Origin of the sequence: Parapedobacter koreensis, assembly GCF_900109365.1 — a bacterium.
In the GTDB taxonomy this organism is placed as follows: Bacteria; Bacteroidota; Bacteroidia; order Sphingobacteriales; family Sphingobacteriaceae; genus Parapedobacter; species Parapedobacter koreensis.
Map to the genome: position 1 here is coordinate 71,164 of NZ_FNZR01000011.1, position 24,695 is coordinate 95,858.

A 24,695-nucleotide genomic window follows, 5' to 3' on the forward strand; every position below is an offset into this window, starting at 1 on the left:
CGGCTAATATCTAAAAAAAATGGCAGGAAACTCTTTTGGCGACGTATTCCGTATTACCACTTTTGGCGAATCGCACGGGGAGGCAATCGGTGTGATCATCGATGGTTGCCCGCCGAATATCGCTATTGACACGGCGTTTATCCAATCCGAGCTGGACAAGCGGCGTCCGGGACAATCCAAAATAACCACCCAGCGGAAAGAAAGTGATATCGCCAAGATATTGTCCGGCGTATTCGAGGGTAAAACCACCGGCATGCCTTTAGCCATGGTAATCCCCAATGAGGACCAACGTTCTAAGGACTATTCGCACATTCAAGACAAATACCGCCCATCCCACGCAGATTACACGTACCAAATGAAGTACGGTATCCGCGACTATCGCGGTGGTGGGCGCTCGTCAGCCCGTGAGACGGCTGCCCGAGTGGCTGCTGGTGCCATCGCGAAAAGTTTGCTCGCCCAACAGGGAATCCACATTTTTGCGCATGTTTCCGGCGTGGGCAAAATCGAAGCACCTAACCTGACGTCTGCTGATATCGACGAGCTTGTAACCATGCGCGAAAACAATATCGTACGGTGTGCCGACCCCGCCACGGCAAATGAAATGATCGATTTCATCGATAGCATACGCAAAGCCGGTGACACCGTGGGCGGCCGTATCAGTGCTATTATCCAAGGGGTGCCTGTAGGCTTGGGTGAGCCGGTATTCGACAAGCTGCATGCCGACTTGGCCAAAGCCATGATGGGCATCAATGCGGTACACGGGTTTGAATACGGGTCGGGGTTCGCCGGGTCGGAAATGCAGGGTTCTGAGCACAATGACATCTTTGTCAATCCGGACAATGATGCCGCCAAGCTGCAAACATTGACAAACTTCTCCGGCGGTATCCAAGGGGGTATTGCCAACGGGATGGACATCACCTTCCGGGTGGCGTTCAAACCTGTAGCGACCATCATGCGCTCCCAACAAACCATTAACCAGGCAGGGGAAACTACAGAAATCACGGGAAAGGGCAGGCATGATCCGTGCGTAGTGCCCCGTGCCGTCGTTATTGTTGAAGCCATGGCCGCATTAGTCATCGCTGACCATTTACTTAGACACCAAAGCTATCATGCAACAAAATAATCCTTACGTAATCGCTTCCGATATTGGAGGCACCCACATCACCGCAGCGCTGGTAGACACACAGCAATGGCTCGTTATTGAAGATTCCATTTGCAGGTATCACGTAGATTCGCATGCCGATGCTAAATCGATTTTATCGGCCTGGGCAACACCTTTTCAGGAAGTCATACGCAGCTATCCGGATTTGCCCGCGCGCATCGGTATTGCGATGCCCGGCCCATTCGATTACGAAGGAGGCATCTCCCGCATGCGAGACCAAGATAAATACGACAACCTGTATGGGATGGATATCCGTGGTGCATTGGCTGAGCGGACAGGCGTTGAAGGCCCAAATATTCGTTTTATCAACGATGCGGCCGCATTTTTACAGGGTGAGGTTTTCGCCGGAAAACACAATGGCCACGCCAAAATGCTGGGCATCACCTTGGGTACCGGTCTGGGTAGCGCCGTGTGGGAACAAGGGAAAAATGCGGTGGATGCCGACTTATGGAAAACGCCCTACCTGGATAGCAACATGGAGGAACATTTGGTGACACGGTGGTTTGTACGCCGTACAGCACAGGAAGGTGTGAAGGTCACCGGCCTCCGTGAATTACTCCAACTACGCGAACAACACGCTTTCGTGGATGACATACTGGCCGAATACAGCCATCATTTGTTCGACTTCATGCAGTTCTTTAGTGAAAAAGAAGCAACCAACAAATTCATTATCGGTGGCAACATTGCTAAAGCTTGGGCTATTTTTTATGGATTCAATTCCGATGGATTTGACCAATTTGACATCCACATCAGCCAATTGGGCGAACATGCGGCATTGATTGGCGCTGCAGCAATATTTGCATAATATATCAAGGCCCGCTACGTCATTGCCCCCCTTCAAAACAAGGCGGGGTAATCCGCTGGATTAGCCTCGTGCATGATGGCATATACCGCTTCGATAACATCGTCGGCAGAAGGTTTGGAAAAATAATCGCCATCTGAGCCATATGGCGGGCGATGTGCTTTGGCCGTCAAGGTACGGGGTTGCCCGTCTAAGTGGTAATAGCCATTTTGCTCTTCGAGAACCTGCTGTAAGATAAAAGCAGAAGCTCCTCCGGGCACGTCCTCATCCACCACGAGCAGCCGGTTGGTTTTGCTAAGCGATAGTGCACATAAGTGATCTTCATCAAAGGGTTGCAACGTCTGCGGATCGACGATCTCGACGGAGATGCCAAGTTTTTCAAGCTCAGCAGAAGCTTCCTGTACCACGCGTAGGGTAGATCCGTAGGAAACCACGGTTACATCACGGCCTTCTTTTATCACCTCTGCCTTTCCCAACGGTACGGTAAATTCGCCCACATTATCCGGCATACGCTCTTTGAGCCGGTACCCATTGAGGCACTCAATAACAATCGCCGGTTCATCGGCGCGGAGCAACGTGTTGTACATGCCTGCAGCTTGGGTCATATTACGGGGTACGCATACGTGGATACCCCGTAGGGATCCCAATATCATGCTCATGGGTGATCCGGAATGCCAGATACCTTCCAGTCGATGCCCACGGGTACGGATAATGAGTGGCGCTTTCTGGCCGCCCTTTGTACGGTAGCTGAGACTGGCTAAATCATCCGTCAACACCGTGAGGCCATACACCAAATAATCCAGGTACTGGATCTCAGCAATGGGGCGCAGCCCGCGCATGGCCAATCCCATCCCCTGTCCGATGATGGCTGACTCCCGGATACCGGTATCAAAAATGCGGTGTTCGCCATACTTGGCTTGCAACCCGGCAAACCCTTGGTTTACGTCACCGATTTTCCCCACGTCCTCACCGAAGGCTACCAAGCGGTTATCTCGCGCAAAATTAGCGTCAAAACACGCATTGAGTACTTCCCGGCCGTCTACCACCTGGCTCTCAGCACCATATTCCGGAAGTACCGTGGTCACGTGCTTCGGTGCTTCAACGGTATCAGAAAACAAATGGGAGTTATACCGATCGGCGTTGATTTGTTGTTTCTGCGCATACCATGCCAGCAAAGCGGATTTCTCTGCACTTTGTTTTCCCCGCAATAGCCGGATGACACGCCGTACGGCACTATATACTTCCTTAAGTGACGGCTCGCTGAGCGACTTCAACTCGTTGAGCAGGATTTGTACAGTCTCATCCGTAATGGCTGCCAATAAGGCGATTGCTTCGTCTACGTCTTTTCTCAAGGTTTTTGTATACGCTGTCCATGCCCGTTTCTGTTCGCTACGTACACTTTCTTTTACCGAACGCTCAATTTCAACCAACTCGTTTTCATTGGCAATGCCCGATTCGATCATCCACGCCCGCATCTTGATGATGCAATCGTGTTCCTGCTCCCAGGCCAGCCGTTCCTTGGACTTATAACGTTCGTGTGAGCCGGATGATGAGTGACCTTGGGGTTGGGTCATTTCCGTCACGTGGATGAGTACAGGGATATGATGCTCCCGGCTAATCGCCGCTGCGCGTTCGTAGGTCTCGCACAAGCCCGGGTAGTCCCAGCCCTTTACCTTGAAAATCTCAAATCCTGCCCCATTTTCATCCTGCTGGAATCCTTTAAGCACTTCCGAGATATCTGCCTTGGTAGTCTGTACCTCGTTTGGCACTGAAATGCCATACCCATCATCCCATATCGAAATCACCGTCGGGATCTGCCGTACCCCTGCGGCATTCACGGCCTCAAGGAATACACCTTCGGATGTTGAGGCATTGCCCACGGTTCCGAAAGCAACTTCATTGCCATTGTTGGAAAAGGTATTCATGCCGATCAAGCCGGGATTATTGCGGTACATTTTTGAAGCCAATCCGAAGCCCAGCAGACGCGGCATCTGCCCCCCTGTGGTGGAAATATCAGAAGCCGAATTTTTCATGAGCGTCTGATCAACCCATCTCCCTTCAGGTGTGACCATCCGTGTCGCAAAGTGGCTGTTCATCTGCCTCCCAGCAGAAGATGGATCAGCGTCTACATCGGGATGAGCATATAGTTGAGAAAAAAATTGGTAAACCGACACGATACCTGCGGCAAACATAAAGGTCTGGTCGCGGTAATAGCCCGAACGCCAATCGCCAAGCTGAAATACCTTCGCCATGGCAATTTGTGCCAATTCTTTGCCATCCCCAAAAACACCGAATTTGGCTTTGCCGGTAAGCACCTCCTTGCGGCCAAGCAAACTCACAAATCTGCTTTTGGCTGCTAGCTGATAATCCGCCATGACGATGCTCCTGAAATCGTCAAAACTGAGTTTGTCATAAGTGGGGTGTTCGCTTTGTTTAATATGGGTATCCGACATAATTAAATTGCGTTTGCTCCAAAAGTAGGAAAAATATGTTTTTTTAAAAGCGACATTGACTTTTAAATTCAGGTGCGTTTACTGGTTTTGGCAAAATCGGCCGTTATTATTGCCAGGAAACTCAGACCTAATTGGCTATGTTTAAGTTTCCAATTACTATAAATAACGTCAACTACGGTAAAAGATTGTAACCGCTGCGATTTTGTGGATTGATTTTTGCTTTTTTTTGAATCTGAAAAGATTTAAGCATCTTCGCTAAACCTTTTGAAAGGCATTGCTGTTTATCGTACTAAGGAAAGCTAAAGGTTGAATAAAGCTAAAACTACAAATATACATTGAATAAGTTCGGTCGGATAGCCATTAAAACACTCCTTTGGATTATTGGGAGTATCATTGGATTGGTATTGCTCATTTTTGTATTGATACGTATCCCTGCTGTCCAGAATTATGTCGTACAGAAGGTGACAACCTACCTGGAGAATAAGATAAAAACACCCGTACGGATCGCACGTGTGCGTATTGATTTACCCAAAATGCTGGTGCTTGAGGACATATACTTCGCGGATCAGTCTGGAGATACTCTTCTTGCCGGTGAAAAATTGCGGGTAGACATCAGCATGCTGAAGCTCTTGAAAAATACGGTCGAAATCGGCCGTATCGATTTGCAGGGGATTACTGCCAAAATAAACCGGACGCTTCCCGATAGTGCATTTAACTTTGATTACATCATCAATGCTTTCGTAACCGAACAGGCAGAACCGACCCAGCCGGATAGTACCGCCCCGATGAAATTCGACATCGACCGGGTAAACCTCAACCGCATCCGATTCCTTTACCGCGACGAGGTGATGGGCATGGCGGCGGAGGTCAACCTCAACCACCTGGATACCCGCATCGAGACGTTTGATTTGGCGGACAATATGCACTTTGGCATCCCCCGTATCAACATCAATGGCCTGCAAGGTTCGGTCAGGCAATGGGCAGTCGCCCAACCGGAGGAAACGCCTGATGCGGCAGATTTTGGTATTACGGATACGGCGGAGACTTCGTTGCTGCCTGAGCTGGACTTCGAAACGTTTAACCTCGCTGACATTGACTTTGCGTACGTGGATGAGGCCGGCGCGATGGATACCCGCTTCCGGATTAATAAACTGCTGGCCCGGCTTAATAAGCTGGATCTGAATGGTGAATTTGTCGACATCCGCGAAATTGACTTGGACGGTTCGGACTCGCGTGTATTTTTTGGGCAGACAGCCAAATCCACTACTGCCAGCACCTCATCGGGCGAACCCGTTAATTGGCAAGTACAAGCGACCGCCATACGGATAGCCAATACCAATTTTGCGTTTGAAGACGCCAACCAGCCGCGCATCGCCAAAGGCTTTGACTACGGAAATATCGGTATTACAGGCTTTGAGGGGGAACTGACCGACTTGCACTATTCCGCGGATACCATCAGCGGCCGCGTAGCGGGATTAAAAGCCCGTGATCACAGCGGCTTCGTACTGAATCGCTTGCAGGCCGACTTTACCTATACCAACCAAGGTGCCGAATTGGAAGATCTGTATGCGGAAACACCGCATACGCTTTTCCGCGATTACATCAAGATAGCCTACCCCTCGCTGGAAACCATTACCGAACAGTTGGGCAGCATACAGGTGACGGCCGATATCAAGGAAAGCCACTTGGGAATGGAAGATGTGCTGTATTTTGTACCCGACTTGGATACCATGGCGATCATGAAACCGCTCTGGCCGGTCACCTTCCATATCAATACGGAAATCGATGGCAGATTGGATGACCTCCAAATCGCCTCCCTCCGGTTGACTACGCTTGACAAAACCCGCATCGTGGCACGCGCGCATATCAAAGGATTGCCCGATGTCGAAAGGCTGGATGTTGATCTTGACCTACAGGAATTGGTAACGGGAAAGGCAGACCTGGATCGGTTGATTGCGCCAAGCCTCCTGCCAGACAGCATCAGCCTCCCGGCCGATATTCGGCTCGCGGGCTCATTCAATGGCGGCCTGAACAGCTTCCAAACGGATATGCGACTAAAAACCACCATGGGCAGTGCCAGTGTGGATGCCGACTACCGCATCAACAGCCGGACACGGGATACCGTATACGATGCCCAGGTAAGCATCTCGGATATCGATATCGGCCAACTGATGAAGATGGATTCGGTAGTGGGCAAGGTGTCGCTTGCGGCACATGCCAAAGGTACGGGGCTCGATCCGGCGACGGCCGTTGCGGATATCCAGGCCGAACTCATCAGCCTCGAAGCAATGGGCTACGAATACACCAACATCGGCATCAACGCAACGGCAAAAAATGGTGACATTAACGCATCCATAACCAGCGATGATACCAACATCGATTTTGATCTGGATGCACATGCCGACATGCGGGGCCAATACCCGAGGGTAAACGTCAACCTGATGGTGGATAGCATCAACTTAAAAAATCTTGGCCTGATGCAGGATGAATTCCGCTATCACGGCCGCCTTGTGGCTGATCTGGAAACTGCTGATATCGACCACTTAAATGGAACAGTAGACATCGTAAACTCGTCCATTGCCTATAACGACGAACGCTATATGCTGGATACCGTGAGGCTGCGGGCCGTCGCGCAGGACTCGTCCAATATGCTGCAATTGCGGTCGGAGTTTCTAAATGCACACATGGTGGGCAATTTCAAATTGAGCGAATTGGGCGCTTCCGTGCAGGACATTGTTGCCGTGTATTACCAACCAGATTCAATAGCGCCCACCTTTACGTATTCGCCGCAACAGTTTGATTTCAGTGCCCAATTTACGCGTTCCCGGTTTATCCAAGGACTGCTGCCCGATCTCACGGAAATGCAGGATGTACTGCTGGATGGTTCATTCAACAGCGACGAAAAATTACTGCTTGCCAAAGTGACTGCTCCGCGCGTCGTATATGCGGGCACCACGATAGACAATGTCGGCCTGGATATCAATACCTACGACAGTACCTTATACTACAACGCGCTCATCAATCGGATTGGCGTGGGCAATATTGAGCTTATCAATACCTTGTTCAGCGGCACCGTGGTCAAAAATCAGCTTGACTTCGGCCTGTGGATTAAAGATGATGCGGATAAAGAACGCTACCACCTTGGTATGGCCCTCAAGGTAGATGCGAGAAACTTCCTGTTCAACCTGCGGGAAGATGGACTCATGCTGAATTATGAGCAATGGCGGGTAAATCCTGAAAATGTCATCCTATTCGGCAGTGATGGGCTCCGGGCGCACCAATTTGTGCTGAGCAATGAGGGCCAGGAAATGGCCGTACAATCGCAAGATTCTACATTAAACGCACCGCTCGATCTGGTCTTCAAGAATTTCAGGATAGAAACGTTCAGCAAGATGCTCGAAAGCGAATTGTTTGACATGGGCGGCGGCATTAATGGCACCGCTACCGTGTCCCGGCTGGAAGCGTCCCCAGTGTTTGTATCCGATATTACAATTGACCGTTTTTTCTTTGGGAATGACACCGTGGGCGATATCAACGTCAAAGTAAACAACGAACGCGAAAATATATTTGCCGCTGACATCAGCATCACGGGCAATGGCAATGATGTAAGCCTTACAGGCGACTTCATCAGCCCTCCGGGCGAACCCTCGCAACTGGACTTTGTATTGGACGTCAATCCCCTATCGATGCATACCCTGGAGGCCTTTAGCCTGGGCTACCTCCGGAATACCGCTGGTGCCATCAACGGCAAATTGGACATTTCGGGCACCATCGATCAGCCCCGCATCAACGGCGCGCTCCTATTTGATAAGGCTACGCTGAATGTGGCCATGCTCAATGCGACATTCAATATTGATGACCAGAGCATCAACTTCAATGACAAGGGGCTACGCTTCAATAAATTCCGATTGGAAGACAGCGTGGGTAACGATGCTGTACTCAATGGCACCATCAATACGACCACTTACTCCGATTTTGCCTTCGCATTGACGCTTATCGCGGATGATTTTCAGGTGCTCAATTCCACACAGGAAGATAATGACATGTATTATGGGCGGCTTTTTGCTTCCAGCAACCTACGCATCCAGGGCGATATGAACAATCCAAATGTAAGTGGTAGTTTGCAGGTAAATGAAAAAACAAATGTCACCTTTGTACTCCCGAATGATGACCCCGGCATGGTTGATCGCCAAGGGATTGTGCGGTTTGTGGATCGGAGCGACACTGCACGTGTAAACGTATTTGCCAAGGTGGATTCCCTTACGCATACCGAACTGGGCGGGCTCAATGTATCGGTTAATATCGCGACAGACAAGGATGCCATTTTTACCATCGTGATGGATCCCGGAAGCCAGGATGCACTGACTATCCAGGGAGAAGCTGAATTGAATGCCGGCATTGACCCCAGCGGCGATATTACGTTGAATGGCACCTACACGGTGGAAACAGGTAATTACTCGTTTTCTTTTGGCCCCGTAAAACGCTTATTTCAGTTCAGGCAGGGCAGCACACTCACCTGGACAGGCGACCCGTTGGATGCCCGCATGGATATCACCGCTGTATATAACCTGAAAGCACCGACATTGGAGTTGGTACAAAACCAAATCGGGGCAGAATCCTCAAATCTGTATAAGCAGCGCGTCCCTTTTAATGTCAATCTCCACATCACCGAACAGCTCTTTCAACCGCAATTGCGGTTTGACATCGATTTGGACGAAGACAATGCCATGATTTCACAAGATGTGGCCAGTAAGGTCAATACAGGATTGACCCAACTACAGGAAAACGAATCTGAAATGAATAAACAGGTGTTTTCGCTGATTGTGCTCGGTCGTTTCATGGCGGCCAATCCTTTTGAAAGCCTTTCAGGCGGCGGGGGTGCCGAAGCCATTGCCCGCAATACCGTGAGCTCGTTCCTGAGCGGCCAGCTTAATCGCCTCGCGGGCAATCTCATCCAAGGTGTGGAATTTGATTTCAACTTACAATCACAAGAAGATTATAGCATGGGAACCGGGCAAAACCGTACCGACCTCAATATCGGCGTATCTAAAATGTTATTTAATGACCGCATGAAAGTAAGCGTAGGATCCAACTTCGAACTGGAAGGCAATGCCCGGCCGGGCGAGCAGACGACCAACATTGCCGGGGATATCGCCGTGGACTACCAACTTACTGATGATGGCAGATACCTCGTAAGGGCTTACCGTAAAAATCAATACCAAATTACTTTACAGGGCCAATTTGTGGAAACGGGCCTCGGTTTCATTGTAAACATGGATTACAACGAATTTAGGGAAATATTCAACCGCACCAGTCGCCAGGCAGATGAATTCAACACTGAAAGCCGCCAATTCAGGAGGCGCTGGGACGTAGAACGTATGGAAACGGATTCGGTATACCGCGACAGCGTGCGTAGAATCATCTTGGATAGCCTCCAACGCAACGACCCGGAGTTTAGGGAACGTATGCAGCAAAGGCGGCAAGAACGGAAAAAGTCACAGACTCCCGATACTACGCGGAATAATACCGCCATGCGCAACGAACGGGACGAAGATCTATCGCACCAAGAAGAAGGGGGTACCGATGGGCAATAGGCTCGTATCACTATGTTGCATCACTGCGGCCTTATTTTGTTTGGCCAGCTGTAGTAGCACCAAATATTTGCCCGAAAACGAACACCTTTATGTCAAAGGCGAGGTAGAAATCGATTCGGACACCATACCCGAGCAGTATATCGATCCCTTGAGCGAGAGCCTCGAAGAATTGCTGCGACCAAAGCCAAACACCACCATCCTGGGGATGCGGCCGCAACTCTACCTGTACAATATCGCAGGCGAACCCAAAAGTGATCGCGGATTCAGGAATTGGCTGAAAAACAAAGTGGGCCAACCGCCCGTGCTCTTAAGCGATGTCAACCGCGAATACAATGAAAACCTGCTCCGCAACCGCCTCGAAAACCTGGGCTTCTTCCAGGCGCAGGTCGTTTCGGATACAACCATCAACAACCGGAAGGCCACCGTCACCTATACCGCTACCCCCAATATCATCTACCGGATCAATTCGGTCACTTTCGATGTGGATAGCAGTGACTTGGGCAAAGCCATCAAATCCACCGAATCCGCCTCGCTCTTACAGGCGGGTAGGCCCTATAACCTGGATAATATCATTGCCGAACGCGAACGGATTGACAATGACTTGAAAAACAAAGGCTATTATTATTTCAGCCCGGATCACCTCGTCATTGAGGTGGATAGTGTCTCTGATGGCCATCAGGTAGACCTCTACGTCATGATCAAGGACGAAACACCTGCAAGGGCAAAGCGGCCCTATTATATCAACAACATTTATATCTATCCCAATTATACCCTTACGCAGGGAGGCTACCGGCGTGCCGACCCCGATGAAGCGGATTTTTATCGGGGATTCTACTTTATCGATCCCGACCATACTTTCCGAAGGTTTGCACTGGCAAATGCCATGATTTTCAGGGAAGGCGAATTGTATACCCGGGGCAATCACAACCGTACCATCCGGCAGCTGGTGGGTATGGGTAGCTTCCGCTTTGTCCGCAATGAATTTGTGGATGTAGACTCCGCCGGCAAGGCAACGAACAAATTGGATGCGTACTATTACCTCACGCCAATGCCCAGGAAAGGACTTCGGATAGAGCTGCTCGGCAAGACGGCAGCGGTATATAACGGATCGGAAATCAATGTCAACTGGCAGCACCGCAATGCATTCCGGAGCGCAGAGCTGCTCACGTTTACGGTGTATGGCGGCTTTGAAACGCAGACGGGCGGCAATGTAAACCTCAACTCCAGCTTTTATCGTTATGGTGTCGAAGCGAGCCTCTCCTTTCCCCGCATGATTGCGCCTTTTGAATGGAAACCTACAAAGCGGTTCGTTCCCCGCACGGTGTTTACCGCCGGCTATGAATTTCTCAACCGACGCACGGCTTATAGCCTGAATTCCATGCGGTTTTCATTTGGGTATATGTGGCGGGAAAATACAGAAAAGGAGCATGACCTGAAAGTGCTTGAAGTCGCTTATGTGCAACCCTGGAACATCACCGATGCTTACCAGGCACTGATGGATACAGTGCCCCCGCTGCGGCATGCCATTGAGCCGCAATTTACCTTCGGCCCAATTTATAATTATACCCGCACCAATACGGCACGTACAGACCTCAAACACACCTACTATTTCAAGGGCGGCTTGGATTTGTCGGCCAACCTTTATGGGATTATCCGTAGAGCCAATGTCAGCGAGGGCAGGCAATACCAGATCTTCAATGCCAATTTTTCACAATACGTGAAGGTGGAGGCTGATTTCAGGCATTACATGCGTGTTGGCCTGCATGCCACGGTAGCCTCACGTGCCATGGCGGGCTTTGGTTATTCCTACGGCAATTCAAGGCAACTTCCCTATGTAAAACAATTCTTCTCAGGTGGTCCCAATGGAATAAGGGCTTTTCGTGCCCGCACGCTGGGGCCCGGCTCTTATACACCCGAATTTTACGGAGAAGACAATTTCTTTGCCGACCAAACCGGCGATATCAAAATCGAACTCAATACCGAATACCGTGCACGGTTAGCTAGCATTGTGCATTGGGCAGCATTTATCGACGCCGGGAATGTCTGGTTGCAGCATGCCGATTCCGAAAAACCCGGAGCAGCATTCAGCAGCAACTTCGTCAACGAAATGGCTGTCGGGGCCGGAATGGGATTGCGGTTTGATTTGAGCTTCTTGATCCTTCGGGGCGATTTCGCCATGCCGCTGCGCATCCCATACCGGCCAAGGGGCGAACGCTGGGTGTTTGACGAAATCAACTTCCGCAGCCCGGATTGGCGACGGAATAATTTGGTGTTTAATTTGGCGATAGGATATCCCTTCTGATAGAACAAGGAGTAAGGATTAAAAGAATAAGGATATTTGCCCTTGGACGAAAACAGTCCTTAATCTTTGCTCTTTATTCTTTGTTCATTTATCATCGCTCCTTTGTCATTGTTCCCAAATAATTCCTACCTTAGCTACCATTGAACAGTAGTGAACACCAAAATAATATTAACCTTATGAAGATAACCGTCGTAGGTGCCGGAGCAGTAGGCGCCACCACCGCTGACAACATCGTCCGCAAAGAACTTGCCGAGGAAGTCATCTTGCTTGACATCAAAGAGGGATTCGCCGAAGGCAAGGCGCAGGACATTTCACAGACCGCAGCTTTACTGGGATTCGATTCTAAAATTACCGGTGTCACCAATGATTACAGCCAGACAGCTGGTTCAGCTGTGGCCGTCATCACCTCCGGCATTCCCCGCAAACCGGGAATGACCCGCGAGGAGCTCATCGGCACCAATGCCAACATTGTGCGCAATGTCGCAGAAAACCTACTGAAGTATTCACCGGATATTATTCTGGTGGTGGTATCCAACCCGATGGATACCATGACTTATCTTGCACTCAAAGCCACCGGATTGCCCAAGCACCGCATTATCGGCATGGGAGGTACACTGGATTCTTCCCGTTTCAGGTATCAGCTTAGCTTGCGGCTCGGCGCTTCACCGGCAGATCTCAATGCCATTGTCATTGGTGGGCACGGCGATACGACCATGATTCCGCTTATCAAACATGCCACATGGAATAGCCTGCCTGTGACGCAATTCCTCTCCGATGAAGAGCAGCAGCAGGTGGTGGCCGATACCATGGTGGGCGGGGCCACATTGACCAAGCTTATCGGTACCTCGGCGTGGTATGCGCCCGGCGCTTCCAGCGCGGCCGTAGTGGAAAGCATCGTGCGCGACCAAAAGAAACTCTTCACGGCTTCGGTGTACCTTGAAGGTGAATATGGACAAAGCGACATCAACCTTGGGGTGCCCGTCATCCTTGGCAAAGGCGGATGGGAGCGTATCCTCGAACTGCCGCTCAATGAAGACGAAAAAGCTGCCTTCGCAAAAAGCGCCGATGCCGTACGCAACATGAATAATGTGCTGAAAGAAATCGGGACACTTTAATCGATGGTATCCGTTCCCTTGACTTTACTTAATCTGCAGGACGATGGCTTCCACTTATTGCTGGAAGTCATTGTTTTTGATACGCCCTTTAAGGCTGTACTGGATACCGGGGCATCCAAGACCGTATTTGACAAGGCTACGGTAGAAACGTACCTCCACCAGAATATGGCGTTGCAGCATACGGACATGGTTTCTACGGGATTGGGCACTACATCCATGCAAAGTTTTACGCTCAACGTACCCGACCTCCAAATCGGCGGGCTTCACCTGAAGCATTACGAGGTGGCCGTATTGGATTTATCCACCATCAACTACGCGTACGAACAATTGGAAATCGAGCCCGTCATCGGGGTCGTGGGTGGCGATATCCTCACCGCCTACGGTGGAATCATTGACTACCGCAAATCCATGCTGAAACTGAGGCAACGGAAGCTCCGTCATTGAGTATCCGGAATCTCCGGATCCCATTGTTCGTCAGCGAAATTTACCGCTTCTGCCTGTTCAATCAGCCCCAGTGAGATGTCATGGCGACCACCCTCATAAGGTGTGTTCAGCCACATATCCACGATATCGATCGCCTCAAATGCGCCGATGCACCGCCCCCCGAGACAAAGGATGTTGGAATTATTGTGTGCCGAGGTCATCTTACCCTGGTATGAGCTGTTGCACAGCGCTGCCCTTATTCCTTTAAACTTATTTGCAATAATGCACATCCCTATCCCGGTAGAACAAATCAGTATCCCCCGACAGTCGGGGTTTTCAACAACCTCCCGGGCTACCGTTGCCGCATAATACGGATACCTGACCAGCTCGCCGGAATGCGACCCGATGTCTTCTACGGGGTATCCCTGCTGTTGCAGGTGGTTGATAAGGGCAAGCTTGAGATCATAGCCTCCATGGTCATTGCCAATGATGATTTTCGTTGTTTTCATGATTGCTTTGTTTGGAACACCGTTTCATTGTACGCCCGTATTAAAGGTAGCAAAAATTCAATGGATTGGCGCGCTGCGGTATCGGGATCAGGCTTCGGCAAGATCTCTACCGACATCCACCCGCTGTACCGCACGGCAGACAAGGTGTCAAAAAGCTTTTTGAAGTTGGTATGCCCCTGTCCGGGTGCCAGCCTATTGGAATCGGCCAAATGGATGTATGCAATGTGCTGGATGTGTTTGACCAGTTCGTTATCAATCGTGATATCCTCAATGTTCATGTGGAAGACATCGGGCATCAGCTTGAAATTGGGTTTCTTTATTTTTTCCAATAGCCTCACTCCTTCTTCCACCGAATTGATAAAGTCAGTTTCATACCGATTGACCGGTTCCAGCATCAAGGTCACTTGCTTCGGTGCAGCGTAATCACACAATTCCCCCACCGTTTCACAAAACAACGTCTCCACTTCCTCCACCTGCCGATCCCCGATTTGCCCCCGTACCCTACCGATATTAACCAAGTTTCCAAACTGCTGCGCCAAATCAATCAGTTCCTTGAATATCGAAATGACCTCCCCCCGTTTTTGGCTATGAGTTGCGGTCAGGGTCAATCCACCATCGGCATACACCTGCCCCGTGGAGATACAGGAAACCTCGATACCATGTTCGTCAAGGAGCTGTTGCAGGCGTTGTTCGTTTATCTCGCTGCTTCGTTTCAACGCCAGCTCCACGCCATCAAAACCCAGTTTTGCGGCCTTGGGTATACACTCGTCAAACCCCCTGAATACTACAAAAGCACTCGGCAGTGCATGTGTATCAGCTATTGCAATAGACAATTTTATCATGAGTTTAATTTATAACTAATCATTTCTACCCGTTTGATAATGACAAAAAGCAGGATGAAGCTCAGTGGATGCAATAATCCCGCAATGAAGAAAGCGGGGCCATATCCGTAGCGGTCAATAATGAATCCGATAACCAGGCTGAACAGCATCGCCCCATAGGTGGCTGCACACCCCATGAGCCCCGATACAGAACCGACAACACGGGATGGAAACATATCGGCCACCAGCGTCTGCACAATCGTTGAATACAGCTGGTGCCCGCACATGGCCATGCCAAACAAGAATACGGCCGTGAGCAACGAAGCGTCTGCAATAAACAAGGAAAGTGGGAGCAATGCGGCGGCGATTCCGAGTGGAATCTTCCGGGAAAGATCCAGGGAGAATTGTTTCCGTAGCAGAAAACTGCTTAGCCACCCGCCCAGAAAACTTCCTCCGCCCGCCATCGCATACGGGATCCATGCATACGAACCGATACCCTGGATATCCAAGCCGCGCACGTCATTCAGGTATTTGGGAAGCCAGAAAATAAAAAAATACCAGCCCGCATCGGGAAGAAATTTGATGGCCAGGAGCCCCCATAACTTCCGGTAGCGAAACAAGCTTATCCAAGGGATATGTAGTGCTGTATCCTGCCCTACCGACTGTTCTTCTTCCTGGCCTGCGGCGATCAGCGCGCGTTCCCCGGCGGTGACAAATTTACTGCGTGACGGCACGGCATAGACCATCCACCATACGGCTGCCCATACCAACCCAACGATACCGAAAATAAAAAATGTCCACTGCCAGCTCCACGTGGCGATGATAAGTGCAATCACGGGAGGCGCAACAACCGCCCCCACGCTGGAGCCGGTATTGAAAATCCCGAAGGCCAATGCCCGTTCCTTTTTGGGAAACCATTCGGATACCACCTTCGCCGAGCCTGGAAAAGCCCCTCCTTCGCCGATGCCCAATAAAAACCGGGCGATTCCCAATCCCATGACGTTGGACACCAGCCCATGGAGCATGTTGGCGATAGACCACCATACAATCAAAATAAAATAACCGAGCCTGGAGCCCAACACATCGATGATCCGCCCACCCACTGCATACATGGTGCCATAGGCGAACAGGAAAAGGCTATTGATAAGGCCATAGTCTACATCGCTGATTTCAAAGTTTTTCCTGATTTCACTCAACGCGACGGGTAGGTTCTGCCTGTCCAAGTAGTTGATAGCTGTTGCCAATGCTATCAAGCCGACAATCCACCAACGGAAATTCTTGATAAGGGGGAGTTTACGCATTTAACTGATAGTTTAATCTTCAAAGGGTTTTCCAAATGAGGTCACCAGTCCACCGTCTACATAAATAAGCTGTCCGTTGACGAAATCCGAGGCTGCGGAAGCCAAAAAAATAGCCGCCCCCACCAAATCCTCCGGGGTTCCCCAGCGTCCGGCCGGCGTGCGACTGACAATGTACCGGTTTAAGGGATTGCTGGGAACGCGATAGGCCGTATTGATTGGCGTAGCAATATAGCCCGGACCGATTCCATTCACCTGGATGTTATAAGGTGCCCATTCGGTAGCTAAATTGCGGGTGAGCATCTTCAACCCGCCTTTTGCAGCGGCATAGGCCGATACCGTATCGCGGCCAAGCTCGCTCATCAACGAGCAGATGTTGATGATTTTCCCCTGCTTCCGGTTGATCATGAACTTGCCCACATGTTTTGACAAGAGGAACGGCGCCGTAAGGTTGGTTTGGATGACCGCATTCCAGTCCGGCTCCTCCAGATCTTCCGTTGGCACACGTTTGATGATGCCGGCATTATTTACCAAGATGTGTATGGCACCGATGGAAGACTCGATATCGGCTACTGCCTTGCGCACCTGCTGTTCATCGGTCACATCAAACGGATAGCCTGCCGCTGCCAGTCCTTCCGCCTGCAACGCCGTAACGACCTCGTGCACGTTGCGTTCGTTCCGCCCGTTGATAAGCAATTTCGCGCCAGCATGGCCCAATCCTTTGGCGATAGCCAATCCGATACCCTGCGTGCTACCGGTGATCAGGGCATTTTGGTGTGTTAGATCAAACAATTGTTTACCCATATCAGTAAAGTCCTTTCGGGTCTACCCAAACTACCTCGCTGTATACTTCGTTGTCCGTCAGCCGATGGGCTGGAGCGGTGAAGCCAGCGGCAGTAAATTTCTGCTGCAATGCCGTTAGCGATTTAAAATCACCCCCGTGAAATACGTTGTTCATGACTTTCACATAACCGCTCAGCGATTGCTTGGCCGCCGCCCATTCCGATGGGTATTTCTTGCTAATCTCGGGATACAGGTCAAGGCAAACTATGATGTAAGCAGCCCGCGCCTGCTCTTCTTTGCTCCCTTCCCTGATTTTTGATACCAGCGCTTCTACCGGTTCCCGTTGCAACAACTCACTTTTAAGCGCTTCCTTCGGCTTGATCAGGATTAAGGGCTTAGGTTCCTCCCGGACAATGTTGTATACAAGTGCCTGGCCGGAAACCGATTTACTGCCCCCATTATTTTCATTGACCACCTCAAAGAGGTCGACCAGGCGATCGGCAAAGCTTGTAATCGTTTCGTCCATCGGCATATTATCGCGGGTGGTATTCTGATAACGATCAACAATGCGCCATTCGTTGCTCATCAGTTTTCGATAGCCCTCCAATACCCCTACAATCGTCCCAACGGTTGCGGCATTGCAGTCTGCATCCCATCCCATGTTGAAGGCCAGTTTCAACGTTTCAGCGAAGTCCCCCGCTCCATACAGCAAAGCAGCCAGAATCGCAGCCGTATTCAGTTCCGTACCGTTCATGTCCCGGATTGCGCCCCCTTCTTGGGTATAGGTATCCCGTATCTGGCGCCTCGCCGCTTGCCAGTCGCCAGGATACTGATGGTGCCATTTCTTGACATTTTCAATAATCTTGAAGGTATTGCTTTTCGGGTCGATGGCCGCGATGCCGGCCCCGATCACTTCGTTGATGTCCGGAGCCAAAAAAGCTGCCGCAATCATCGCGGTAAACAGTTGGGTCGTTTGTGCCGGTTCGCCATCAATTGCCACTTGCGTGTAGTTGAGGCCTATCTTGGCGGCCGTCTGCGGCATCGCCGGAGCAAGTAACCCGAAAGTCTCGCATAAAAACTGACCGGAGACATTGAAATCAGCCCACGGATTCAACAATACATTTCCCGTATACGGCGGATCGATATTCAAATCCATCAAGTGCCTTGCATACCGATTTGAACACCAAATCCGCCGGTTGATTCGATCTTTCCATAATAATTCGATATCATCGTAAGGCAAGAAGACATTCCTTTTCTTTTGCATCTCGAGGATATACACCCATTCAAAGTCGGTGTCGTCGTCTGTTTGGGCACCTTCCAGGAGTTGTGGCACGTAATTCTTTACTTGGCCCGGCTCCTTCTCATACTTAAATTCATGGGGCAACCCATTTAAGTTGCCCAGAATCTGTCCCAGCAAACCGCCCCTTATTTTATCAACGACGGTCTCGACAGGCAGTTGCAGGGTTTCCGGCTTTTGGGCTGTTTGGGCGTATACAGCATATTGCTGCACCACGAAAAATAAAACAGCCAGGTAAATCATCATTCTTTTCATCATTTCTGCTATTTAATGGTGTATAATTTGTCACTGATATCCTTCGTTTTGCGGAAATTCGGTATCCGTGCGATCAATCTGATCTTGTGGGATAGGCCGCAGGGCATGAAAAGGCTGGATGTTGTTTGCCGCGTCCGGGTTGTACATCCGGACCCGCTCAACCAGTTTTCCCGTGCGGACCAAATCAAGCCAGCGCATCATCTCGCCCAACAGTTCGCGCGCACGCTCGTCCAAGATAAAATCGATATCCACTTGATCCGCGCGGACCTCCATTTCCAATTGGTTGGCCAACGTCTCGTCCGGTGTATTGCCCTTCTTTGCTGCCCGGCGGCGCACGGCATTGACATATGCCACAGCTTCCTCGGGCTTATTGTCCATCACCAGCGCTTCCGCCGCAAGTAGGTACGTTTCCGCCAACCGGAAAACAATGAAATCCCTGGAGCCGCGCATTTCCTGAGGATCAGGGCGATCGGGATCCAAAAATTTGGTCAGCGTAGGATAGACCCGCTCGTTCTGCCGACTTGGTGGGAATACGTTATAGTTTACGCGGCTCAATTCAGCTGCGCTCCATTCCCTATCCGACACAAAAACGGCGGTATCCCCTGTATTTAATGTCACCTGCCTTCCGTTTATCGTATAAGTGCCCGGCCTATTGGCATAAAAGACGCGTTTGAAGCTCTTGTCATAGCGATCATCCAATGTGCGGTCAAACAATTGCTCCAGTGTAAACCGCGTGGGCCGGAATCGTGCCCATGGTCTTCCATTTTCGATATCGCGCTGCATGCCGGGCAAATCGTCATACTTCATTAAAAAATACGTGTGCAACGTGTTCCCGCCGTCGCAGCACGCTGTTTGTCCTGCAGTGATAAAATTTTTGCTGTTTTGGATAGACCAGATGACCTCTGCATTCTTCTCCCCCTCGCCTTGTTCAAAAACGTCGGCAAAATCGTCCAGCAGTCCAAAATTATAATTATCAATCACGCTGCTGGCGTAGTTAGCGGCATTTGCATAATCATCCGGCTGCTGGGCTGCCGTGCTGGCTTTGGTCAGGTAAACTTTGGCAAGCAAGTGTTCGGTCGCGGGCTTGGTGGCACGCCCATAATCCGAAGCAACGGCTGGCAATCGCTCCAATGCAAAGGCCAGATCGGCGATGATAGCGGCATAAATATCCCCAACGGGCGCGCGCGTTGCCGCAGTTTGGACGCCCTGCACTTCCTCCAGGGTCAGATGCACGGGGCCAAATAGCTGGACAAGCAAGAAATAATATTGGGCACGTAAAAACCGCACCTCCGCCAGCCGGATGTCTTTAAGATCGTCAGCCAGCCCCGTTACCTCCGGCGCGCGGCTAATCACCGCATTGCACGTGTTAATGGCGATATACAGGTTATTCCAAAGTGAATTGACGACGCCGTTTCTGGGGTTCAGCCCAAAATCGTAAAAATTGAAGCTTTTCAGCCCGCCGTCAAAGCCGTTTGTAAACTCATCCGTTCCAAACACTGTCACCGTAGCCCCATTCTCGTCTATCCCATAAAACGACCTCAAAAAACTATAGGATGCATTTACACCTTCGAGCCATCCACCGGCCGTACCGAGGTGGTTGTCTGTAATCTGTGACCGCACATCCTCTTCCAATAGCTTACTGCAGGAAAAAAATGAGGCAATCACCAAGGTAAGTATAAAACAGTTAACCGTTTTCATATTGCAATGGATTAAAATCTAACGTTCAGCCCAGCCAAAAAAACGCGGCTTGGCGGTGTACTATTTGTGGGGGTTTCCGGGTCAAGACCATTATATTGGGATACGTATTCGGAGAAAACCAGTGGATTCTGTGCGCTCACATAAATCCACAGGGATTGAGCCCCGATGCTACGGGCGACATGCCCGGAAAAATTATAGCCCAGGTTGATGTTCCTTATTTTCACAAAGGATCCGCTAAAATAACGGAGTGTAGAGCCGAAATATGGCGTCTCCAAATTGGAATTGGGCTGCGGGAATGCATTCGTCGGGTTATTCGTTGTCCAATAATCCAATCGGTACTGGTTCACCCGCCCGGATAAGAACCTAAACGTCCCGTATTCGGTACTCTGGATCATGCCCCCTAGCCGGGCAAACGCAAAAATTGACAAATCAAATCCTTTGTAGCGAAATCGGTTTGTCAGGCCACCCGACAATTTTGGAATGTCACTTCCCAATATTTGCCGATCATCGGGATCAATCACACCATTCCCATTGACATCCTTTACTTTGATGCCTCCCACTATCGAGCTGTATTGCTCGGCTTCCGCTTCTTGTCCCTGCTGCCAGATACCTTCCTTGACGTAATCGTAATAGACCACCGCGGGTTGCCCAATGAATCTCAAATTCCCTATGTCATCCACCTTCCCCTGTGAAAGTTCAAGGATCTGCTCCTGATTGGTGTAGAGGTTCAAATCGGTTGTCCATTCAAACCCCTGCTCATCCGGGGATACGATATTCAGTGAAGAAAGGGACACTTCCAATCCCCTGTTCCGTTTCACACCGACATTGGACAGTATCGAACTGTATCCGCTCGTTATCGGCAAAACCCGCGGAAGCAGCAGATCCGTAGTCCGCGATTGGTATACCTCGATGGCTCCGGTAATCCGGTTATTCCACAGTCCAAAATCCAATCCGATATTCAGCGACGCCGTGGTTTCCCATTTCAGCCCATCATTCCTGATGGACGATGGCCGATAGCCAAATGCCGAACTGCCATCAAAATCGTAAACCGTCCGGGAAACCAATCCCTGCGTTTGGTAGGGCATGATGCCTTCGTTGCCGGTCTCCCCATAGCTTAGCCTCAGTTTCAAATTGGAAAAAAGGTTGCTTTCCTGCAAAAATTGTTCGTTCTTCAAATTCCAGCCAAGCGCAAAGGATGGAAAATACCCCCATTTATTACCCGTGGAGAATTTCGAGGACCCATCCACACGTCCTGTCAATGTCAGCAAAAAGCGCTGGTCAAAAATGTAATTGATCCTGGCCATATAAGAAAGGATGGTCCACTTTTGGTAATCACTCCCCACAGCGTTGATAATAGAAGCCGCCCCAAGATTATAGTATTCCAACGATTCCACGGGCAAGCCCAGCACATTGATGGTCGTGCCTTCCTGCTGCAACGATTGCACGCTGTATAGGCCGGTCACATCCAGTTGGTGCTTCTCACCGATGGTTTTTTGGTAGGTGAGGATGTTTTCCCAGGCGTATTGAAAAGCAAAATTCTCGGCATTATTGGCGGCCGGATCGCCTCCTTGCCGAACATTGGTGAGGCTACCGCGAAAATCACCTTTTCGATCCTGACGCAAGTCCGGGCCGAAATTCATCCGGAATTTCAACCCGTCGAACACTTCGGCTTCACCGTATATGCTGCTGAATAAGCGCACTACCTTGGATTTGTTAATGACAGAACCCGGTACGATTTCCAATAGCGGATTTGTGCGTAGTCCATCGCTCGTTGGGCGAAAGATGAGATTTCCGTTTTCGTCATAGGGCACCCCGAGTGGATTTTCCGTCAAGGTGCCAAAATCTGCTCCGGCATTGTACGGGTTGACGTCCTCCCCATTCCGCTCACTGTACGAACCTAATGTAGACATGCCTACTTTTACGCGCTGGCCTATCTTTTGGTCTACATTAAGCCGCGTCGTATAGCGGGTGAAATCCTGTCCTTTGATAATGCCTACATCATTGAAGTACCCAAGCGATATATTGAAATTGGTATTTTCGGTGCCGCCCGATACACTTAGCCCGTGGTTCTGCATCGATCCGTCGTTGATCATCAGGCGCTGCCAGTCGGTCGATCGGCCCTCGGCTATCGACTGAAGTTCAACCGCGTCAAATATCCCCGAATTCACGTCGGCATTGGGATCCTCGTCATCGTATAAGGGCCTGCCCGTCACGGGGCTGATCACCGCCCGCCTTGACTCCCTTTTATACTCGGCAAATTCCTCACCGTTCATCAGATCTGCATACCGCATGATATTCGAAACCCCGTAATAAGCATCATAGTTGATGTTTGTACGTCCGACTTTCCCCCGTTTGGTCGTGACCAAAACGACACCGTTGGCGCCTCTTGATCCATATATTGCGGTTGCGGATGCATCTTTCAACACGTCGATGGACTCGATGTCATCCGGGTTGATATCATTGAATCCACCCGATATGGGTATGCCATCTACCACATATAAGGGATCGTTTCCTGCATTGAACGATCTCCGCCCCCTCACCCGCACCGTGACACCCGCGCCGGGCTTGTTCCCTGCATGTACAACGTCTACCCCCGCTGCCCGTCCTTGCAACATCTGCGGGGCGCTTGTCGCGGGAACCTCGCGGAGTGCCTGTGTGGAGATGGACGTTATGGCTCCCGTGATGTCCTGTTTCTTTTGTGTACCATAGCCCACCACGACTACTTCATCCAGGCTCCCTTCCACCAATTCCAACTGGATGTTTACCGTACTGGCCTCCCCTACGACCACATCCTGCTGTCGATAGCCGACATAGGTAAAAAGCAGGGTATCTCCTGCGGCAGCGTCTATCGCAAACATGCCCGATTCGTCCGTAGTTGTGCCCCTTTCTGTGCCCTTTACCATCACGGATACACCATTCAGTGCAGCTTGGTCCCCCATTGAGGTCACCTTGCCGGAAATCCGCTTACCTTGTCCCAAAGCCGCCAAACACCATGGAAGAAAAGTGAACAACACAATGAAATGTCTAATTTTCTTCATTTTTAAATTACTTTTGGTTATATAACTTGGTTAATAAATCCCCCAAGTACAACTTAGGTACTCGATGATTTACAGGCACTAAGGTATTGCCAAAACCCTGCGTTGGCTACAAGTATTCTGTTTAATGCTTAAATTATTTTGACAGTATTACCTGCAAAATAATTCACCTGACGAGCAAAATACTTTAACTCTATCGGCAAGGCAACGAAAAAGTATGGAATCAGCTCAATGCCAGGTGCTGCCGCTGGTATTGGCTGGGGGTCACACCGATGATCCGTCTAAACTGGCCATTGAAATGGGTAAAATTGTTGAAGCCCACCTCAAAGCAGATTTGCGAGATGGGCAATTTATTATCCATCAATAATTTACAGGCATTCCCAATTTTGATCTCGTTCAAAAACTGGGTATACGTCTTGTTGGAATGCTGTTTGAAATAGCGGCAGAAGGCTGATGGGCTCATGTTGGCAATGGCCGAAACTTCTTCCAAAGAAGGATTATGTACATAGCGGTTGATAATATATTGATAGACATCATTCATCCGTTTGCATTCATCTTCCTCCACTGGCAACACGAATCCGCGGCTGGAGAGTAGCTCATATTCTTTTGAATTGGCCATTGCCTGCAAAATGGACAGCAAATCAATCAATTTGGCCAGGCTATCCTTGTGGTCGTCCAACCGTTTGATTTGCCGTTCCAATTCTATTTTGGATTTGCCAGTGAATTTGATTCCCCGTTTTGAATTGGTGAATAATTTCTTCAATTGCACATTCTTGGGAAGCTCCCAAAATTCCTTCCCCAAAAAATCTTCTTTGAAATAAACGACAATGGCTTGGGCTGCCGAGGCAGATACCGGCTGATAGAAACTCCGGTCATTCTGGTAAAAATGAGGGATATCCCTACCATAAAACACGAGGTCCCCGGCCTGAAACCGTTCCATGCTATCCCCTACAAACCGGATCCCCGTTCCTTTGAGCACCAGCATGATTTCACACTCCGGGTGAAAATGCAACGCCGGGAAAAAGTGGGGCTCGCATACCTTCATCAATTGAAACACATCCTGCTGCTCCTTATTGATAATTTTCAATAGCGCCTTCATCTTCTTGCATTTCTATGTTGCTTGTTATGCCTGTGGTCTATAACAAGGT

The 24,695-nt window shown here is 50.0% G+C and carries 15 protein-coding genes; 6 read left to right on the forward strand and 9 right to left on the reverse strand.

All coding sequences use genetic code 11. The features are described from left to right. Nucleotides 1–19 precede the first annotated feature (19 nt). Nucleotides 20–1,123: a chorismate synthase gene (aroC, locus tag BMW65_RS21020; RefSeq protein WP_090608622.1), complete on the forward strand. Its 1,104-nt coding sequence runs from the start codon at nucleotides 20–22 to the stop codon at nucleotides 1,121–1,123. Beyond that, nucleotides 1,110–1,967 carry an ROK family protein gene (locus BMW65_RS21025; protein ID WP_090608624.1) on the forward strand — a complete coding sequence of 286 codons (858 nt, stop codon included), beginning with the start codon at nucleotides 1,110–1,112 and terminating at the stop codon, nucleotides 1,965–1,967. Before aroC ends, BMW65_RS21025 begins: the two co-directional genes overlap by 14 nt. A gap of 32 nt (nucleotides 1,968–1,999) precedes the next feature. On the opposite strand, the gene BMW65_RS21030 is transcribed toward BMW65_RS21025, so the two are convergent. Further along, the gene (locus BMW65_RS21030) at nucleotides 2,000–4,417 is read right to left on the reverse strand and encodes an alpha-ketoacid dehydrogenase subunit alpha/beta (RefSeq protein ID WP_090608625.1); all 2,418 of its coding nucleotides are present in this window, start codon (nucleotides 4,415–4,417) and stop codon (nucleotides 2,000–2,002) included. 335 nt (nucleotides 4,418–4,752) lie between these two features. Between BMW65_RS21030 and BMW65_RS21035 the strand changes: the two genes are divergently transcribed. The 4 genes from BMW65_RS21035 to BMW65_RS21050 all read left to right on the forward strand — a co-directional run bounded on the left by BMW65_RS21035 (nucleotide 4,753) and on the right by BMW65_RS21050 (nucleotide 13,872). Continuing rightward, nucleotides 4,753–10,011, forward strand: coding sequence for a translocation/assembly module TamB domain-containing protein (locus BMW65_RS21035; protein ID WP_143053961.1), 5,259 nt, complete (start codon nucleotides 4,753–4,755; stop codon nucleotides 10,009–10,011). Next, on the forward strand, nucleotides 10,001–12,313 hold the full coding sequence (gene tamL / locus BMW65_RS21040; protein ID WP_090608629.1) for a translocation and assembly module lipoprotein TamL: 2,313 nt from the start codon (nucleotides 10,001–10,003) through the stop codon (nucleotides 12,311–12,313). Before BMW65_RS21035 ends, tamL begins: the two co-directional genes overlap by 11 nt. A gap of 176 nt (nucleotides 12,314–12,489) precedes the next feature. Then, the gene (gene mdh / locus BMW65_RS21045; RefSeq protein ID WP_090608783.1) at nucleotides 12,490–13,428 is read left to right on the forward strand and encodes a malate dehydrogenase; all 939 of its coding nucleotides are present in this window, start codon (nucleotides 12,490–12,492) and stop codon (nucleotides 13,426–13,428) included. Nucleotides 13,429–13,431: 3 nt separating this feature from the next. After that, the gene (locus BMW65_RS21050; RefSeq protein ID WP_090608631.1) at nucleotides 13,432–13,872 is read left to right on the forward strand and encodes a retropepsin-like aspartic protease; all 441 of its coding nucleotides are present in this window, start codon (nucleotides 13,432–13,434) and stop codon (nucleotides 13,870–13,872) included. On the opposite strand, the gene rpiB is transcribed toward BMW65_RS21050, so the two are convergent. The 8 genes from rpiB to BMW65_RS21090 form a co-directional block, all read right to left on the reverse strand. Next, a complete protein-coding gene (rpiB, locus tag BMW65_RS21055) occupies nucleotides 13,866–14,360 on the reverse strand; it encodes a ribose 5-phosphate isomerase B (protein WP_090608633.1) in 495 nt (164 codons plus the stop codon). The two genes, BMW65_RS21050 and rpiB, sit on opposite strands and share 7 nt — an antisense overlap. Beyond that, entirely contained in the window at nucleotides 14,357–15,202 is an 846-nt protein-coding gene (locus BMW65_RS21060) for a sugar phosphate isomerase/epimerase family protein (RefSeq protein WP_218145487.1), read from the reverse strand. The genes rpiB and BMW65_RS21060 overlap by 4 nt, the downstream gene beginning before the upstream one ends. Continuing rightward, a complete protein-coding gene (locus BMW65_RS21065; protein ID WP_090608635.1) occupies nucleotides 15,199–16,482 on the reverse strand; it encodes an MFS transporter in 1,284 nt (427 codons plus the stop codon). The genes BMW65_RS21060 and BMW65_RS21065 overlap by 4 nt, the downstream gene beginning before the upstream one ends. Before the next feature lie 12 nt (nucleotides 16,483–16,494). Next, entirely contained in the window at nucleotides 16,495–17,283 is a 789-nt protein-coding gene (locus BMW65_RS21070; RefSeq protein ID WP_090608636.1) for a gluconate 5-dehydrogenase, read from the reverse strand. A 1-nt stretch (nucleotide 17,284) separates the two neighbouring features. After that, nucleotides 17,285–18,817, reverse strand: a complete 1,533-nt coding sequence (locus BMW65_RS21075) for an ADP-ribosylglycohydrolase family protein (RefSeq protein ID WP_090608638.1) — start codon at nucleotides 18,815–18,817, stop codon at nucleotides 17,285–17,287. Nucleotides 18,818–18,844: 27 nt separating this feature from the next. Then, nucleotides 18,845–20,512, reverse strand: a complete 1,668-nt coding sequence (locus BMW65_RS21080; RefSeq protein ID WP_090608640.1) for a RagB/SusD family nutrient uptake outer membrane protein — start codon at nucleotides 20,510–20,512, stop codon at nucleotides 18,845–18,847. An 11-nt stretch (nucleotides 20,513–20,523) separates the two neighbouring features. Continuing rightward, nucleotides 20,524–23,550, reverse strand: coding sequence for a SusC/RagA family TonB-linked outer membrane protein (locus BMW65_RS21085; RefSeq protein ID WP_090608641.1), 3,027 nt, complete (start codon nucleotides 23,548–23,550; stop codon nucleotides 20,524–20,526). Nucleotides 23,551–23,770: 220 nt separating this feature from the next. Continuing rightward, complete coding sequence (locus tag BMW65_RS21090; protein ID WP_090608643.1) at nucleotides 23,771–24,646, reverse strand: AraC family transcriptional regulator; 876 nt, start codon at nucleotides 24,644–24,646, stop codon at nucleotides 23,771–23,773. Nucleotides 24,647–24,695 lie beyond the last annotated feature (49 nt).

Bases quoted from the DNA above. Each gene is read 5' to 3' on its own strand.
- tamL (WP_090608629.1), top strand. From the start codon at position 10,001: ATGGGCAATAGGCTCGTATCACTATGTTGCATCACTGCGGCCTTATTT.
- BMW65_RS21060 (WP_218145487.1), bottom strand. From the start codon at position 15,202: ATGATAAAATTGTCTATTGCAATAGCTGATACACATGCACTGCCGAGT.
- BMW65_RS21075 (WP_090608638.1), bottom strand. From the start codon at position 18,817: ATGATGAAAAGAATGATGATTTACCTGGCTGTTTTATTTTTCGTGGTG.
- BMW65_RS21085 (WP_090608641.1), bottom strand. From the start codon at position 23,550: ATGAAGAAAATTAGACATTTCATTGTGTTGTTCACTTTTCTTCCATGG.
- BMW65_RS21065 (WP_090608635.1), bottom strand. From the start codon at position 16,482: ATGCGTAAACTCCCCCTTATCAAGAATTTCCGTTGGTGGATTGTCGGC.
- aroC (WP_090608622.1), top strand. From the start codon at position 20: ATGGCAGGAAACTCTTTTGGCGACGTATTCCGTATTACCACTTTTGGC.
- BMW65_RS21080 (WP_090608640.1), bottom strand. From the start codon at position 20,512: ATGAAAACGGTTAACTGTTTTATACTTACCTTGGTGATTGCCTCATTT.
- BMW65_RS21050 (WP_090608631.1), top strand. From the start codon at position 13,432: ATGGTATCCGTTCCCTTGACTTTACTTAATCTGCAGGACGATGGCTTC.
- rpiB (WP_090608633.1), bottom strand. From the start codon at position 14,360: ATGAAAACAACGAAAATCATCATTGGCAATGACCATGGAGGCTATGAT.
- BMW65_RS21030 (WP_090608625.1), bottom strand. From the start codon at position 4,417: ATGTCGGATACCCATATTAAACAAAGCGAACACCCCACTTATGACAAA.
- BMW65_RS21090 (WP_090608643.1), bottom strand. From the start codon at position 24,646: ATGAAGGCGCTATTGAAAATTATCAATAAGGAGCAGCAGGATGTGTTT.
- mdh (WP_090608783.1), top strand. From the start codon at position 12,490: ATGAAGATAACCGTCGTAGGTGCCGGAGCAGTAGGCGCCACCACCGCT.
- BMW65_RS21070 (WP_090608636.1), bottom strand. From the start codon at position 17,283: ATGGGTAAACAATTGTTTGATCTAACACACCAAAATGCCCTGATCACC.
- BMW65_RS21025 (WP_090608624.1), top strand. From the start codon at position 1,110: ATGCAACAAAATAATCCTTACGTAATCGCTTCCGATATTGGAGGCACC.